This is a genomic window from Lentzea atacamensis (assembly GCF_003269295.1).
Taxonomy (GTDB): domain Bacteria; phylum Actinomycetota; class Actinomycetes; order Mycobacteriales; family Pseudonocardiaceae; genus Lentzea; species Lentzea atacamensis.
The window spans coordinates 374968-390505 of sequence record NZ_QLTT01000005.1; the positions used below are offsets into that span (position 1 = coordinate 374968).

Genomic DNA, 15538 nt, shown 5'->3' on the forward strand with positions numbered 1-15538 from the left:
CACGTCCTTGTTCGGGAAGTCTCTTGCTGTTGCCGCGGTGCTCGCGGTGACCTTCTCGTCGTCAGCTTCCGCGTCGTTCTCGCTGCTCAGACCACTGACGCGGGGCAACGGTGACTCCACTACACCGGTCATCAGCGCTGATGGGCGCTATGTCGCTTTTCCCTCTCTCGCGTCGAACCTCGTGCGCGGAGACCGCAACGGTGTGTCCGACGTCTTCGTGAAGGATCTGCGCACCGGTGCCGTGCGGTCGGCGTCGCGTGGTGGCGATGGGCCTTCGTTCGATCCGCCCGCGCTGAGCGCGGACGGGCGGTTCGTGGCGTTCGTGTCGTCCGCGGCGAACCTGGTGGCCGGTGACACCAACGGCGTTGACGACGTGTTCGTGACCGACATGGTTTCGGGGCGCGTTGAGCGCGTGAGCGGTGGCAACGGCCCTGCGTTCGGTAGCCCGGCCATCAGTGCTGATGGGCGTTATGTGGCGTTCCGGTCCGAGGCGTCGACATTGGTGGAGGGCGACACCAACGGCGTGGCGGACGTGTTCCTGACGGATCGGGCGTCGGGGAAGGTGACGCGGATCAGCACGTCGGCGTCGGGTGCGCAGGGCGACAAGCTGGTGCACCACGGCCTCGCGATGAGTGCTGACGGCCGGCTCGTCGTCTTCCCCTCCGCCGCAACGAACCTGGTGCCTGATGACACGAACGGCAGTGTCGACATGTTCGTGAAGGACGTCGTTTCCGGTGCGGTGGAACGGGTCAACGTGTCTGCTGATGGCGTGCAAACGTCTTCCTACACGCTGATGCCCGCTATCACGCCCGATGGCTCGCGCGTGTTGTTTGTGGCGTGGGGCGACACTTTGGTGCCCGGTGACACCGAGGACACTCCGGACATCTTCATGAAAGACCTGCGCACCAAGGCGATCACGCGTGTGAACACGCGCGCTGACGGGACGGTGTCGGACGCTCAGCCGTACCAGCCGTCGGTGAGCGCGGACGGCCGTTTCGTCGTGTTCTCGTCGTTGGCGTCAAATCTGGTGCGCCGGGACACCAACAACGTGGACGACGTGTTCCTGAAGGACATGGCTTCGGGGTCGGTGACGCGCCTGAGCGAGCGATTCGGCAAGCAGGGCAACAACTTCTCGCTGGCGCCGACGATCAGTGCCGACGGCCGCTCCGTGGTGTTCTCCTCGAAGGCGACGAACCTGACCCCCACCCCTTCGAGTGAACTCCTTCTGCACAACCGCATCTGAAGGGCCTCCCCGGCAAAAAGAGTCAGACCCCCTCCCTAACGTCAACCCCATGACATCCACCTACCACAACGAGATCAAGCTCGGCGAGGTCAACTACCGGCTGAGCGCGACGACGGACTCCGCGGAGTCCCTGACGCTGGAACTGCTGGGAGCGCTCGACTCGGGAGAGGTGATCGCGGACGGCCGCCTCCGACTGCCGGTCGAGGGCGGCGCCACGATCGGCAAACTCCTGTCGCGCGTCCTGGGCGCCCACACACGCCTGCGTGGCCGCCCGTCCCGCTATTCCAACGCCAACCAGCCCTGGACCGACTCCCTCGACACCGAACTGCGCACCGCCTGGCTCACGCCGACCGACGACCCGGCGCCGGCACTGATCAGGTCCATCGCCGACGACATGCAACGCTCCCCCACCGCCATCCGCGCCCGCCTGGCGCGGGTCGGCTGCGACCCGGACATCCCCGGCCGCGAACTCTCAGCCGCGGCCGCCACCCTGCTGGGGTCGATGTCAGGGACCACTCAGGGAAAGACCTGATTCCCCACACCCGAGCCCGGCGGACCCTGGAGCAGCAGGCACCAGAGTCTCAGGGGGTAACAGTGGAAATCGGCGGCTTGTTCACAGCACTGCTCGTCGGAGCCGTCATCGGCGGCCTGGGCCGCCTGGTGGTCCCCGGCAGGCAGCAGGTCTCACTGCTGGTGACCATCCTGGTGGGCATCGTCGCAGCCCTGCTGGGCACCGCGGCGGCCACGGTGCTGGGCGTGGCCCACACCTCGGGCATCGACTGGATCGAGCTGGCGCTCCAGGTGGGCCTGGCCGGTGCGGGCGTGACCCTCCTGGCCAACCGCTCCAGGCCCAAACTCCCCCGCTGACCGGGCAAGGGCGGCCCCGCGCCGCCCGTCCACCCACCAGGCCGGCCGACCCGAGCCGCCCAGCCCTCCGCCGCTCAAACGCGCGCGGACCGCAAGGCGAACAACGGGTCCCCAGCCCTCCACTCCCACAAGCCGCACCGCACGGGCAGCCAACCGCCGCTCGTCGCCCGTGCCACGCGGTCCACCGCAGCCAACCTGTCAGACCACGGCACCACCAACAGATCCCAGGACTGCGGCAAGGCCTCCAGCCGCCTCGCCTTCCGCCGCTCCACGCGCGCGGACCGCGCGGCCAACAACGGTCGCCGACCCTCACCGCGGCAGGATCGCAGCGCTACCAACGGATCCCGCCCGTGACCCAGGCAGCACTCGGTGCCACATGTGGCATGACCGAGCGCCGCCGTGCCGTCCTGGAAGGAACCCGGATCCGCCGCGTCCGGAACCCGACCGCCGGCCGGATCGAGGCGGCAGTCCTCGGCATGGCTCGCGAGAACGTCGTGGTCCTGTCCGAGGCCGACGACGACCACACCCACGTTTAGGTGTGGCAACGCCCCGGCGGCCTGCACCAGCTCGAGCACCGCGCCGGTTCACCCGTCGAGCACTTCCAGACGATGACGGTGTCGGCGGACAAGGTCCACGCGACCTTCACCGCGTGGCTGCGGCGCGACGAGGGCTGGACCGAACCGTTCACCTGGCGGTCGGTGAGCGAGCTGCTCTAGTCGCCTGGCTGCAACGCGAGGTAGGCCGGGCGAAGCAGATCGACGAGGTTCGAGCGGCGGACCGTGATCGGGACGGCGTCGAGCTGGTCGAGAACGGCGTCCACGCGCACCACCGCCGTGGGGTCGCCGAGGTTGAGGCTCGTCGCGGTCTGCTTCTGCCAGAACGTGTCGAGGCACTTCGTCAGCGGCGGCGCCTCCTCGCGGGCGGCGACGGCACGCGTGCTGGCGCCGCGCAGCATGCGGAGGCGTTCGAGCAGGTCGTCGCGGCTGCGTCCGCGCCAGGCGAAGATCTCGAACGGGTCGCTGTCGAACGACTCGGCGAGCAGGTAGCAGGTGGCGGCGAGGTGTTTGCAGGGCACCTCCCAGTCCGGGCAGGTGCAGTCCATCGTCAGCTCGCGGGAGGAGGACGGGAAGAGCTGAAGGCCGAGATCTGCGAACAGGGTCTCGATGTCCGGCGGCATCTCGCCGGCCAGCAGCTTGGCCGCGTACAGGGCCTTGCCGGCCAGAGCGTGTTCGATGCGTTGCCATTCCGGGGTGGTGAACGCCTTGATGGCGATGCGCACCTTGTACGGGGTGGGGCGTGAGCCCTGCACCAGGGCGATGACCATGCTCGTGGACAGCGAGAGGGAGAGGACCTGGCCCTGGCGCGCGTAGTTGCGGCCTCGGGTCAGGCGGCCGCCCATACCGAACGACTCGAGCACCTCGATGAAGCGGCGCGACCACCAGGTGGCGCCGATGTCACCGCGCTTGCTCTTGGCCTTGAGGCCGTTGTCCACCTTGATGGTCTTGCCGTAGCGGGGGCCTTCGCCGGACCAGTGCTCACTCACCGATGGCCTCCCCGGAAAGCGTCAGCAGATCGCGGAGCTGAGCGGTCGACAGCTCGGTGAGCCAGTTCTCGCCGGCGCCCACGACGAGCTGGGCCAGTGCGCGCTTCTCCTCGATCATGGTGTCGATGCGTTCTTCGAGGGTGCCGATGCAGACGAACTTGCGGACCTGGACGTTGCGGCGCTGGCCGATGCGGAACGCTCGGTCGGTCGCCTGGTCCTCGACCGCGGGGTTCCACCAGCGGTCCAGGTGGATCACGTGGTTGGCGGCCGTGAGGTTGAGGCCGGTGCCGCCTGCCTTCAGCGACAACAGGAAGAGGGACGGGCCGCGCTTTTCCTGGAAGCGCTCGACCATGCGGTCGCGCGCGGCCTTGTTCGTGCCGCCGTGCAGGAACATCACCTCGGTGTCGAAGCGTGCGGCCAGGTAGGGCACGAGCATGCTGCCGAACTCGGTGAACTGCGTGAAGCACAACGCCTTGTCGCCTTCGGCGAGCACTTCCTCCAGCACTTCTTCGAGGCGCGCGAGCTTGCCCGAGCGGCCGGCGACGCGCGAGCCGTCGCCGAGGAAGTGCGCCGGGTGGTTGCAGACCTGCTTGAGCTTCGACATCGTCGCGAGCACCAGGCCCTTGCGGCCGATGCCTTCGGCTTCCTCGATCTTCTCCAGCATGTCGTTGACGACGGCCTGGTAGAGCGAGGCCTGTTCGGTGGTGAGGTTGCACAGCTGGCGCATCTCCACCTTGTCCGGCAGGTCGCTGATGATGCGCGGGTCGGTCTTCACGCGGCGCAGCACGAAGGGATTCGTGATCTTGCGCAGGCGGGCGGCGGCGTCATGGTCGTTGTGGCGCTCCACCGGGACGGCGAAGCGGGCTCGGAACGTGTTGATCGTGCCGAGCACGCCGGGGTTGGCGAAGTCCATGATCGACCACAGCTCGGCCAGCCGGTTCTCCACCGGGGTGCCGGTCAGCGCGACGCGGTGGCGTGCCTTGAGCCCGCGCACCGCCTGGGACTGGCGGGTCGCGCTGTTCTTGATGTTCTGCGCCTCGTCGAGCACCACCCGGTCCCAGGTGAGGTCGCCGAGCGCCTCGGCGTCACGGGCGGCCAGCGCGTACGTCGTGAGCACGAGGTCGTGGCTCTCCACGGCTTCGCGCAACGCGTCGCCGTCCAGGCGGTCCGAGCCGTGGTGGACGTGCACCGAGAGGTCCGGGGTGAACCTGGCCGCCTCGCGCTGCCAGTTGCCGACCACGGACATCGGGCAGATCAGCAACGTCGGCGGCCGCTTGCCGTGGGCGCGGTTCAGCGCTTCCAGTGCCAGCAGTTGAACGGTTTTGCCGAGGCCCATGTCGTCCGCCAGGCAGGCACCCAGGCCGATCTTGTCGAGGAACGCGAGCCACGCGAGGCCGCGCTGCTGGTACGGGCGCAGCTGTGCACCGAAGTTCTGCGGTGGCTCAACGGGTTCGATCTGTTCGTCCGCCTTGCCCGACAACAGGTCCCCGAGCCAGCCGTCGGCCTCGACGGAGGTCAGCGGCAGCGGCAGGCTCTCGTCCTCCTCGGTATGTCCACTGTGGAGCATCACCTCGGCCGCGGTCATCTGGCCGCCACCGCGCTTGAGGAACGCGAGCCCCGCCGCGAGGCGCTTCTGGTCGACCTGCACCCACTGCCCGCGCACCTTCACCAGCGGCACCTTGGCCTTGGCGAGCTCGGCCAGTTCGGCATCGGTGAGCGTGTCCTCGCCGAGTGCGAGCTCCCACTTGTAGTCCACAATGGACTTCAAGCCGATCTCGCTCTCCTTGGCGACGGTTCCGGCCGTGCCACGGCTCTTCGTCGCGAGCTTGAGGCCCAGCCTCACCCGCTGCTGCCACCACGACGGCAGCAACACGCCGAACCCGGCCTGCGCCAGCACCGGTGCCGCCGTCAGGAACCGGTACGCGCCGTCCGCGTCGACCTCCATCTCGGCCGGGTGCGACCCGCGCAACGCCTCGTCGAGGTCGGGGTGCAGCCTGCTCGCCCGCCCGAGGTCGGCCAGCAGGTGCTCCTGCGGTGCCGGGATCCAGCGCCGCAGCACGCCGTCGTCCGCGAACCACACCTGGTGCGCGGGCACCAGCACGCTCGGCTCGTCGACGGCCTGCAGCAGGAACTCGATCGCCCACTCGTCCTCGTCGCGCTGCTCGGGCGAACGCAGCCGGAAGCACGTGCGCACCGGGCTCTCGTTCCCCGCGCTCTGCCGCCACCGGTCCAGCTGCTCGCGCAGTTCGTAGAGCTCGACCGGGTCCGCGTCGAACGCAGGCTCCCCGGTGAGCGCGGCGAGCCAAGCCTCCGCGGTCGTCACCCGGCCGCGATGAGCTGGTGCCAGGCCCATGCCGTGCAAGCGGCTTCTGACCTGCTCGTCGACCGCGGTCGTGAGCGCCGCGCGCACCAGCTCGGCCGGGTCGCTGACGACCTCCTCGCACCGGCACGCGGGCGGCATCGCGGTCTGCAGCGCCGCGAACCGCGCCGAGTCCGTGCCCGACAGCACCGGCACCCACCGCGCGACGGCCTGGTCAGGAGCGACCGCCGGCAGCACGCGACCGCGGTCGACCAGATCGGCGGCGAACGCCGCCACGTCGAACACGAACCGCGCGGAGTCGCTCAGCCGCATCTCGGCGCCGACCTCGGGCTTGGCCGTCAGGCGGATCGTCGGCACGCCCCACTGCCGCAGCTGGACCTTGCCGCGCTGCGCGCGTCCCGTCGCCAGCGGGTCGCGCACCAGCTCCGGCGACGCCATCGGACCCGACGAGAACGACGGCAGCAACAATCCCCGCGTGGTCGTCTTGAGCGCTTCCTGCCCGAGCGCGGCGGCCAGCGACTCGGCCGTCGCGGCGAACGGATGCGGCGCGTCCCGCCGCGTGCTCTCACTGCGCGCGGGCAGCCCGGAGTCCTCGGCCCACAGCGCCAGGACGCCGTCGGTCGTACACAGGCCATGCAGTACGAGCACCGTTGAACCCTATGTGCTCACATTGGGGCCATGGTCGATGACTCCCCTGTCGTGCTGGACGGTCAGTCCCTCGGCGCCGACGACGTGGTGCGCGTCGCGAGGTACCACGCCCCGGTGGCCCTGCACGCCGACGGACTCGACCGCCTCGAAGCGTCATGGCGCGCCAGCCAGCGCCTCGTGGTGCGACGACAGGTCTACGGCCGCACCACCGGCGTCGGCGCGAACCGCGACCAGATCGTCAGCACCGAGGGCTGGGCCGAACACGGCCTGCGCCTGCTGCGCAGCCACGCTGGCGGCCTCGGCGGCATGCTCCCCGAGGAACAGGTGCGCGCCATGATGGTCGTGCGCCTCAACCAGCTCCTCGCGGGCGGCGCCGGCGTGCGCAGATCCGTGACCGACGCCCTGCAGGCCGCCCTGAACAGCAGCTGCTACCCCGGCGTGCACGAGTACGGCGCCATCGGCACCGGCGACCTCACCGCGCTGGCCGAAACCGGCCTGACCCTGCTCGGCGAGCGCTACTGGCTCGGCTCCACGCAGACGCCCGACCCGATCGAGCTCGACTCAGGCGACGCGCTCGCGTTGATCAGCAGCAACGCCCTCACCATCGGCATGGCCGGCCTCGCCTGGCAGGACGCGCACCAGCTGCTCAAGGCCACCCACGTCGTCGCGGCGCTGTCGTTCCTCGCCGTGGACGGAGCCGTCGAGGCCTACGACGAACGCGTCCACCTCGGCCGCCCCCACCCCGGCCAGGTGGCGGTGGCCGCCGAGATGCGCCGCCTGCTCGGCACCCCGTCCCGCCCGGCCGCGCGCATCCAGGACCCGTTCGGCTACCGCTGCTTCCCGCAGATCCACGGCCCGGCCGTCGACGCCGCCACCGACCTCGGCCGAGTCCTCGACGTCGAGTTCAACGCCGCCGCCGAGAACCCGCTGATCGTCGCCGACCACTTCGGACCCGCCGACGACGCCGCGTACCACCACGGCGCCTTCCACAGCGCGTACCTCGGCCAGGCCCTGGACCGCCTGCGGTTGTCGATGCTGCACACCGGCCACCTGTCGACGGCCCGCCTCGCCACCCTGGTCGAGCCGAACTTCACGGGCCTGCGCCCGTTCCTGGCCGAGGGCGTGCCCGGCAGCTCGGGCGTGATGATCCTGGAGTACAGCGCCAACTCCGCGCTGGCGGAGGTCAGGACCCTCGCCGAGCCCGCGAGCATCGGCAACGCCGTGGTGTCGCGCGGCCAGGAGGAGAACTCCAGCTTCGCCTTCCAGTCCGCGTCCCAGGCCCTGCGCTCGCTGGGAGCGTTCCGCCTGGTGCTGGCCTGCGAGATCGTCGCAGCCGTGCGCGCCCTGCGGCTGCGCGGCATCACCCCGGACACCCCGGCGTTGCGCGCCGCTTTCGAGGCAGCCGAGGCGAAGCTCAACCCGGACGTGTCCGACCGCCAGCTGAGCCCGGACGTGGAGGTCGCCTCGGCGCTGCTCGACGACTTCGCCGCCAGCTGAGCGCCTACTTCAGTTGTGTGGGCAAAGCGGCCTCGGGCACCTCCACACGATGTGATGATCTTCTGCATGGGTCTTGCACACGATGAACTCGGCTCCGGCGCACCTCTGCTCGTCGTGCCGGGAGGCCCGCTGCTCGCCCCGTCGTACCTGGGCGACCTCGGCGGCCTCCCCGCGCGCCTGCATCTGCTGCACCTGCGCGGCACCGGCAGGTCCGGCCCAGCCGACCCGGCAGAGCTGCGCTTCGACCTGCACATCGACGACATCGAGGCCTACCGAGCGCAGGCCGGCCTCGACCCGGTGGACCTGCTGGCGCACTCGGCGGGCGCGGCCATCGCCATCCGCTACGCCCTGCGGTACCCGTCGCACGTGCGGCGCCTGGTGCTCGTGACGCCCAGCCTGCGCTCGCTCGGCTTCGGACCGGACCTGGCGAAACTGCGGGCCAGCGCGGAGTCCCGGTCGGACGAACCCTGGTACCCGGCGGTCAAGGACGCGATCGAGGCCGTGCTCGCCGGCAGTGCCGCAGGAAGCGATTGGGCTGCGGTGACTCCTTTCTTCTACGCGCGTTGGGACGACGCGGCACAGGAACACGCCCGCGCATGCGACGCCATGCGACTGCCCAACGCGGCCGCCGACTACTACGCGGCCGGTGCTCCGGTCGCGACGCCGGAGGAGCTGGCCGGGCTGGACGTGCCGGTGTTGCTGCTGGCCGGCGGTGTCGACGCGCTGCCTTCACCTGCGGCGGCGGAGAAGGCGGCTCGGTTGTTCCCGCGCAACAGCGTGGTGGTACAGCCCGGCGCCGCGCACTATCCGTGGCTCGACGACCCGGCGTTCTTCCGGGACGCGGTGGCGGACTTCCTGGCCGACTGACTGCCGGTCGGTGAAGGAACCTGGCGCGGCTGGACTGTGCTGGTTGCTGGTGGAGCTGGCCGCGCTGGACACGAGGGTTGGCGCACGCCGGTGACGCTGGCCGGGCTGGAGCTGCCGCGCGCTGGTTGGCCGAGCCGCACGTGCAGGAAGTGCCGCACGCTGGTGAACCAAGCTGCACGAGCCGGGGTGGCCGCACACCCGTGAAACCCTGGGCGGTTCGCACGAGGCGAAGTCGCCGCACGCCAGTGAAACTGCTGATCCGGACACGCCGGAGTTCCCGCAGACCGACGAAGCCGACGCCCTGCCCTCTCCCACCGCGGCGCGGCAGGCCGCCCGGTTGTTTCCGCCGGAGCAGTGTGGTGGCGATGCAGCCCAGCGCGGGACCAGCCGTGACTGGGCAACCACACGTGGCCCAGGGATGCGATCGCAGGCGGAGCAGCGAGGCGACGCAACCCAGCGCGGCAGGCCACCCCGCTGTTCCCACCGGACCGGCGTGGTGATGCAGCGCAGCCCGGGACCAGCCGTGGCTGGGTGGCCACGCGTGGCTTCTGGACGCGATCGCGGGCGGGGCCGGGTTGCGCCGCCATCCCCGGTGCGGCGCAACCCGGCCTGGGCGTCAGCCGCCTGCCACCGAGGGCAGGATCTGGATCTCGGCGCCGGCTGGGAGCGGGGTGGCTGGGCCGGAGAGGCGGCGGCACTCCTCTCCGTTGACGTAGAAGTTCACGTAGCGGCGCAGGGCTGCGCGTTCGTCGCGCAAGCGGCGGTCCAGGCCCGGGTAGGTGTCGGCCAGGACGTCCAGGGCGGCGCCCAGGGTGGCGGGCTCTGGCACGTCCACGTCGAGGTGGGAGGCGCCGTTCGTCGCGGTGCGGAGGACGCCTGGGATCAGGACCGTCACCCTCACGTCGGGATCACCGCTGCCCGTACCGACATCACGTCCGGCAGGTGGGCGGCCACCAGGTGCCAGGTCTCGCCCTCGTCCGGGCTCGCGTAGACCTCGCCCGAGCGGGAGCCGAAGTAGACGCCGGCGACCTCGGCGTTGTCGGTGCACATGGCGTCGCGCATCACGGCTGTCCAGAAGCTGTCCGGCAGGCCGTTGCCCAGGGCCTCCCACGAAGCACCGGCGTCGCGCGAGCGGTAGACGCGGCACCTGCCCTCCGGTGGGAAGCGGCGGCCGTCCGCCTCGATCGGGAAGGTGAAGATGGTCTGGGGGTCGTGCGGGTGGACGACCATGGCGAAGCCGAAGTCGGTGGGCAGGCCGTCGGCGATGGACTGCCAGGAGTCGCCGCCGTCGTCGCTGCGGTAGACGCCGTGGTGGTTCTGGGCGTAGAAGCGCGAGGGCTCGGACGGGTGCTGGGCGACCTTGTGGACGCACTGGCCGAACTCCGGCCACGGGTCGGGGAAGAAGTACGCCTTGATGCCCTTGTTGCGGGCCTCCCAGGACTTGCCACCGTCGGTCGTGCGGTAGACGCCGCCGGTCGACATCGCCACCAGGACGCGGTCGGGATCGACCGGGTCCGGCACGATCGTGTGGACCGCCTGGCCGCCGAAGCCCGCGTCCCACTCAGGGCGGTGCGGGTGGTTCCACAGGCCCTCCACGAACTCGAACGAACGGCCTCCGTCCGTCGACTTGAACAGGGCGGAGGGCTGGGTGCCCGCCCACACGACGCCCGGCTGCGACGCCGGGGCCGGCTGGAGCTGCCACACGCGTTCCAGAGCCGCGTCGTCCACCGGGAACGCGATCGGCGGCTCGGCGGGCTCCTCCCAGGTGACCCCCAGATCGTCCGAAATGGACACACCCGGCCCGAAGTGCGGTGAGGACACGCCTGTCAGCAGGCGCAGGCCGGAGCGGGTGTCGAAGGCGACCGCGTACACCTCCTGCATCACGTGGTGAGGTCCGTCGACCTGCCAGGTGACCCGATCCTCGCTGCGGGCGAGCCACAGTCCCTTGCGCGTACCGATCGCCACGACCACCGTCATCTCAACACGACCTCCTGGTGAAAGATGTGATGCGGAGCACGTTACGCCGGGGGTCTGACAATTTCTGGGCGTGCGGGAAACCCCACGTAGACCCACAAGTTACTCACTGGTAGCGTCCGAACGGAGACGAAGGAGGCGCCAGTGCTGCTCGACCCGAACCACTACGACCCCGCCCACCTCGACGACGAGACCCGACGCCTGCTCAGGGCGACCGTCGACTGGTTCGAGGCCCGCGGCAAGCGGCAGCTGATCGCCGACGCGCAGGACAAGGTCTGGTACACCGAGTTCCTGGACTTCGTGAAGCGGGAGAAGCTCTTCGCCACCTTCTGCACGCCCGCGAGCGTCGACGGCACCAAGCGCTGGGACGCCGCCCGCAACGCCGCGTTCAGCGAGGTGCTCGGGTTCTACGGCCTGCAGTACTGGTACGCCTGGCAGGTCACCGTCCTCGGCCTCGGCCCGATCTGGATGAGCGGCAACGAGGAGGCCAAGCAGAAGGCGGCCGCCCTCCTCGACAGCGGCGCGATCTTCGCGTTCGGCCTCTCCGAGAAGGAGCACGGCGCCGACGTCTACAGCACCGACATGATCGTCACGAAGACGGAGACCGGCTACAAAGCCAACGGCAGCAAGTACTACATCGGCAACGGCAACGTCGCCGGCATGGTCAGCGTCTTCGGCAAGCTCGGCGACAGCGACGAGTACGTCTTCTTCGCCGTCGACAGCCAGCACGAGAACTTCAAGCTGATCAAGAACGTCGTCGACAGCCAGATGTTCGTGAGCGAGTTCCGCCTCGAGGACTACCCGCTCACCGACGCCGACATCCTGCACCGCGGCCCCGACGCCTTCTCCGCGGCGCTGAACACCGTCAACGTCGGCAAGTTCAACCTCTGCACCGCCAGCATCGGCATCTGCGAGCACTCCTTCTACGAGGCGATCACCCACGCCCACAACCGGATCCTCTACGGCAACCCGGTCACGAACTTCCCGCACGTGCGCCAGAACTTCGTCGACGCGTACGCGCGCCTCACCGCGATGAAGCTCTTCGCGGACCGCAGCGTCGACTACTTCCGAAGCGCCAACGAGAACGACCGCCGCTACCTCCTCTTCAACCCCATCACCAAGATGAAGGTCACGAGCGAGGGCGAGCACGTCATCGACCTGCTCTGGGACGTCATCGCCGCCAAGGGCTTCGAGAAGGACACCTACTTCACCCGCGCCACGGCCGACATCCGCGCGCTGCCCAAACTTGAGGGCACCGTGCATGTCAACCTGGCTCTGGTGCTGAAGTTCATGCCGAACTACCTCTTCAACCCCAAGGCCTACGACGAGGTCCCCACCCGCCACGACGCGACGGACGACGACTTCTTCTGGCACCAGGGCCCCGCGCGCGGCCTCGGCAAGATCCAGTTCCACGACTGGGAGCCGATCTACACCGAGCACGCACACCTGCCGAACGTCGCCCTCTTCCACGAGCAGGCCAAGGCCATCAAGACCCTGCTCACCACCGCCGCGCCGGACGAGAAGCAGCAGCAGGACCTCGACTTCCTGCTGAACCTCGGCCACCTCTTCACCCTGGTCGTCTACGGCCAGCTGGTGCTCGAGCAGGCGAAGATCACCGGCACCGACGCGGCCGTCCTCGACCAGATCTTCGACGTCCTGGTCCGCGACTTCGCCGGGTACGCGACCGCGCTGCACGGCAAGGCCAGCAGCACCGAGGCCCAGCAGCAGTGGGCCGTCGGCCAGATCCGCAAGCCGCACGTCGACCAGGCCCGCTTCGACGCCGTGTGGGAGCAGGTCGCCGCGCTGTCCGGCCGGTACGAGATGCGCCCGTAGCCAGACAAAGGGGGCGAAGCGACAGCTTCGCCCCCTTGACGCGCGTGTTCCACAAACGTTTTCATGAGACGCCGCCGCTCTCCGAAGACAGGAGCGCGTGCACGTGAACCGCAGATGGCACACAGCCGCACTGGCAGCCCTCATCGCCGCTGGCACCCTCATCGCACCTCAGGCAGTGGCCAAGGACGACGGCCTCGCTCTGACGCCGCCGATGGGCTTCAACAACTGGAACACCACGCACTGCCGCGACGACTTCAACGAAGAGATGGTCAAGGGCATCGCGGACATCTTCGTGAGCAAGGGCCTGAAGGACGCCGGCTACGAGTACGTCAACATCGACGACTGCTGGGCCCTCCCCGAACGCGACGCCAACGGCGACCTCGTCCCCCACCCGGTGCGCTTCCCCAACGGCATCAAGCACGTCGCCGACTACGTGCACGCCAAGGGTCTCAAGTTCGGCATCTACACCTCGGCGGGCACCAAGACCTGCAACAACCAGGGCGGCTTTCCCGGCGGCCTCGGCCACGAGGAGCAGGACGCCAAGCTGTTCGCGTCGTGGGGCGTCGACTACCTGAAGTACGACAACTGCAACAACCAGGGCGTCGACGCGAAGCAGCGCTACACCAAGATGCGCGACGCCCTCGAAGCCACCGGCCGCAAGATCGTGTTCTCGATCTGCGAGTGGGGCCAGAACAAGCCGTGGGAGTGGGCGAAGGATGTCGGCCACCTGTGGCGCACGACCGGCGACATCAGCGACAACTGGAACTCCATGGTGTCGATCGCCAAGCGCAACATGGAACTCGCCGACCACGCGGGACCCGGCCACTGGAACGACCCGGACATGCTCGAGGTCGGCAACGGCGGCATGACGGATCTCGAGTACCGCAGCCACTTCAGCCTTTGGTCGATCATGGCCGCGCCCCTGCTGATCGGCGCCGACCTGCGCAAGGTCACGCCGGCGACGTTCGAGATCCTGCAGAACCGCGAGATCATCGCCGTCAACCAGGACAAGCTCGGCGTGCAGGGCAGGGTGGTCCGCAACCAGGGCGGCAACCACGTCCTCGTCAAGCCGCTCAGCAACGGCGACAAGGCGATCCTGCTGTTCAACGAGAACGACAGCGCCGCCAACATCTCCGTGACGGCGCAGGAGCTCGGCCTCACCAGGGCGAGCGGCTACAAGGTCCGCGACCTGTGGGCCAAGACCACGAGCCACACCGCGGGCTCGATCAGCGCCGCACTGCCCCCGCACGGCTCGGCGATGTTCCGCGTCAGCGCGGCGAAGGACTGGTACAACTACCCGCCCGCCATCACCACGGCCGCGGACGGCGATGTCCTCTACCCCGGCGCGTTGCCGATCGTGCAGCCCGGCAAGACCATCACCTACACGACGTCGGTGAGCAACACCGGACGCCTGCCGATCGCCGCGGTCCAGGCCGCGCTGACCGTTCCCCACGGCTGGACCGCGAAGGCGACCTCCAGCAGCTTCAAGCCGATCCTGTCCGGCGAGAAGACGTTCAGGACCACCTGGCAGGTGACCGTGCCAGCCACCGCCGCGCCAGGCCGCTTCCCGATCAGCGCGAGCTTCACCTTCCACAGCCCGCACGAGAACAACCCGGTCACCAGGCAGTACTCCACCGAGGCACTGGTTCCCGGCGCACCGCCGAAGGGCGAGCTGTTCATCAGCGATCTCAAGTGGTTGCGCGCGGCCAACGGCCACGGCCCGGTCGAGGTCGACACCACCAACGGCGAGGCCAAACAGGGTGACGGCGGCCCGATCACCATCCGCGGCAAGGTGTTCGCCAAGGGGCTCGGCACGCACGCCCCCGCGCACATCGAGTACTACACGGGCGGCAGCTGCTCGAAGGTGACCGCGACGATCGGCATCGACGACAAGAAGGTCAACCCGCTGAGCCTCGTGAGCTACGAGGTGTGGGCGGACAACACCAAGGTCTACGACAGCGGGCCGGTCTCCGGCGCCGACGCCGCGAAGTCGTTGGAGGCCAACGTCTCCAGCGCGACCGTCGTGCGCCTGATCGTCCGGGACGGCGGCAACGGCAAGTCCTACGACCACGCCGACTGGGGCGACGTGAGGATCAGCTGCTAGTCCGGCTCCTGGTAACGCTCCAAGGCCGCGATCATGAGTTCGAGCCCGAACTCGAACTCGTGATCGTGGTCGTAGGTCCCCAGCTCGTCGAGCACCTCCGCGGACAGCGGAAACGCCGACGCGTCAACGCCTTCGTACGGTGAGAGCGCGATCCCGCCGAGCTCCGGCGACGTCGCGACCTCCCTCATCAGCGTGCCCAGCAGGTAGGACACCATGGCGCGCATCATCCCCACGGCGACCTTGCCCCGAAAGCCCGCTTTGGCGAGGTTCCTCAACGCGGCCTCGATGGTCCTGAACCCGGCCTCGGTGCTGAGCCGCCGCGTCGCCAGCATGACGAACGCCCTGGGATGCTGCCGTGCCAACGCTCTCACCGCGTGCGCGTGCGCCCTGATGTGATCACGCCAGTCGTCGCCGGCGACGTGGCACGGCCGCGCCTCCGCCATGATCCGCTCGGCGGCCAGGTCCACCAGCAAAGCCTTGCTGGGAACGTGGTTGTACAAAGACATCGTGCCCGCGCCGAGCTCGGCGGCGAGGCGTCTCATCGAGACCGCTTCGACGCCCTCACGTTCGATCAGCCGCACCGCCGCATCCACGATGCGGGCGCGGGTCAACGGTTCACGTGATGAGGCCACTGGCGCAGAC

The 15538-nt window shown here is 69.3% G+C and carries 14 protein-coding genes; 9 read left to right on the top strand and 5 right to left on the bottom strand.

The window, feature by feature from the left end:
* Positions 1-7: 7 nt before the first annotated feature.
* From C8D87_RS24345 to C8D87_RS24365, 5 genes are all read left to right on the top strand, one after another.
* The gene (locus tag C8D87_RS24345; RefSeq protein ID WP_112228502.1) at positions 8-1243 is read left to right on the top strand and encodes a TolB family protein; all 1236 of its coding nucleotides are present in this window, start codon (positions 8-10) and stop codon (positions 1241-1243) included.
* A gap of 49 nt (positions 1244-1292) precedes the next feature.
* Positions 1293-1775: a hypothetical protein gene (locus tag C8D87_RS24350; protein WP_112228503.1), complete on the top strand. Its 483-nt coding sequence runs from the start codon at positions 1293-1295 to the stop codon at positions 1773-1775.
* 77 nt (positions 1776-1852) lie between these two features.
* Positions 1853-2110, top strand: a complete 258-nt coding sequence (locus tag C8D87_RS24355) for a GlsB/YeaQ/YmgE family stress response membrane protein (protein ID WP_411711457.1) — start codon at positions 1853-1855, stop codon at positions 2108-2110.
* 350 nt (positions 2111-2460) lie between these two features.
* Positions 2461-2646 (top strand): hypothetical protein, encoded by a 186-nt coding sequence (locus C8D87_RS45280; RefSeq protein ID WP_146771854.1) that lies wholly within the window; start codon positions 2461-2463, stop codon positions 2644-2646.
* Complete coding sequence (locus tag C8D87_RS24365) at positions 2647-2826, top strand: hypothetical protein (protein ID WP_112228505.1); 180 nt, start codon at positions 2647-2649, stop codon at positions 2824-2826.
* Here the strand turns inward: C8D87_RS24365 and C8D87_RS24370 are convergent.
* Both C8D87_RS24370 and C8D87_RS24375 read right to left on the bottom strand, forming a co-directional pair.
* Entirely contained in the window at positions 2823-3653 is an 831-nt protein-coding gene (locus C8D87_RS24370; protein WP_109642069.1) for an SWIM zinc finger family protein, read from the bottom strand. The genes C8D87_RS24365 and C8D87_RS24370 overlap by 4 nt on opposite strands.
* Positions 3646-6621: a DEAD/DEAH box helicase gene (locus C8D87_RS24375; RefSeq protein ID WP_112228506.1), complete on the bottom strand. Its 2976-nt coding sequence runs from the start codon at positions 6619-6621 to the stop codon at positions 3646-3648. Before C8D87_RS24375 ends, C8D87_RS24370 begins: the two co-directional genes overlap by 8 nt.
* Before the next feature lie 30 nt (positions 6622-6651).
* Here C8D87_RS24375 and C8D87_RS24380 point away from each other — a divergent pair, with 30 nt between their 5' ends.
* Together C8D87_RS24380 and C8D87_RS24385 are read left to right on the top strand one after the other, a co-directional pair.
* On the top strand, positions 6652-8118 hold the full coding sequence (locus C8D87_RS24380) for an aromatic amino acid ammonia-lyase (RefSeq protein WP_112228507.1): 1467 nt from the start codon (positions 6652-6654) through the stop codon (positions 8116-8118).
* 66 nt (positions 8119-8184) lie between these two features.
* Positions 8185-8985 (top strand): alpha/beta fold hydrolase, encoded by an 801-nt coding sequence (locus C8D87_RS24385; RefSeq protein WP_215732462.1) that lies wholly within the window; start codon positions 8185-8187, stop codon positions 8983-8985.
* Positions 8986-9601: 616 nt separating this feature from the next.
* Here C8D87_RS24385 and C8D87_RS24390 read toward each other — a convergent pair.
* Together C8D87_RS24390 and C8D87_RS24395 are read right to left on the bottom strand one after the other, a co-directional pair.
* Positions 9602-9886 (bottom strand): MoaD/ThiS family protein, encoded by a 285-nt coding sequence (locus C8D87_RS24390; protein ID WP_112228509.1) that lies wholly within the window; start codon positions 9884-9886, stop codon positions 9602-9604.
* A complete protein-coding gene (locus C8D87_RS24395; protein ID WP_112228510.1) occupies positions 9883-10962 on the bottom strand; it encodes a WD40/YVTN/BNR-like repeat-containing protein in 1080 nt (359 codons plus the stop codon). Before C8D87_RS24395 ends, C8D87_RS24390 begins: the two co-directional genes overlap by 4 nt.
* A gap of 141 nt (positions 10963-11103) precedes the next feature.
* Between C8D87_RS24395 and C8D87_RS24400 the strand changes: the two genes are divergently transcribed.
* Both C8D87_RS24400 and C8D87_RS24405 read left to right on the top strand, forming a co-directional pair.
* The gene (locus C8D87_RS24400) at positions 11104-12792 is read left to right on the top strand and encodes an acyl-CoA dehydrogenase family protein (RefSeq protein WP_112228511.1); all 1689 of its coding nucleotides are present in this window, start codon (positions 11104-11106) and stop codon (positions 12790-12792) included.
* A 103-nt stretch (positions 12793-12895) separates the two neighbouring features.
* Complete coding sequence (locus tag C8D87_RS24405) at positions 12896-14896, top strand: NPCBM/NEW2 domain-containing protein (RefSeq protein WP_233442263.1); 2001 nt, start codon at positions 12896-12898, stop codon at positions 14894-14896.
* Here the strand turns inward: C8D87_RS24405 and C8D87_RS47905 are convergent.
* Positions 14893-15528 carry a TetR/AcrR family transcriptional regulator C-terminal domain-containing protein gene (locus C8D87_RS47905; protein WP_109642054.1) on the bottom strand — a complete coding sequence of 212 codons (636 nt, stop codon included), beginning with the start codon at positions 15526-15528 and terminating at the stop codon, positions 14893-14895. The genes C8D87_RS24405 and C8D87_RS47905 overlap by 4 nt on opposite strands.
* Between the last annotated feature and the right edge of the window lie 10 nt (positions 15529-15538).

Excerpts from the sequence above, each read along its gene's own strand:
- C8D87_RS24350 (WP_112228503.1), top strand. The coding sequence starts at position 1,293 with ATGACATCCACCTACCACAACGAGATCAAGCTCGGCGAGGTCAACTAC.
- C8D87_RS24385 (WP_215732462.1), top strand. The coding sequence starts at position 8,185 with ATGGGTCTTGCACACGATGAACTCGGCTCCGGCGCACCTCTGCTCGTC.
- C8D87_RS24380 (WP_112228507.1), top strand. The coding sequence starts at position 6,652 with ATGGTCGATGACTCCCCTGTCGTGCTGGACGGTCAGTCCCTCGGCGCC.
- C8D87_RS24395 (WP_112228510.1), bottom strand. The coding sequence starts at position 10,962 with ATGACGGTGGTCGTGGCGATCGGTACGCGCAAGGGACTGTGGCTCGCC.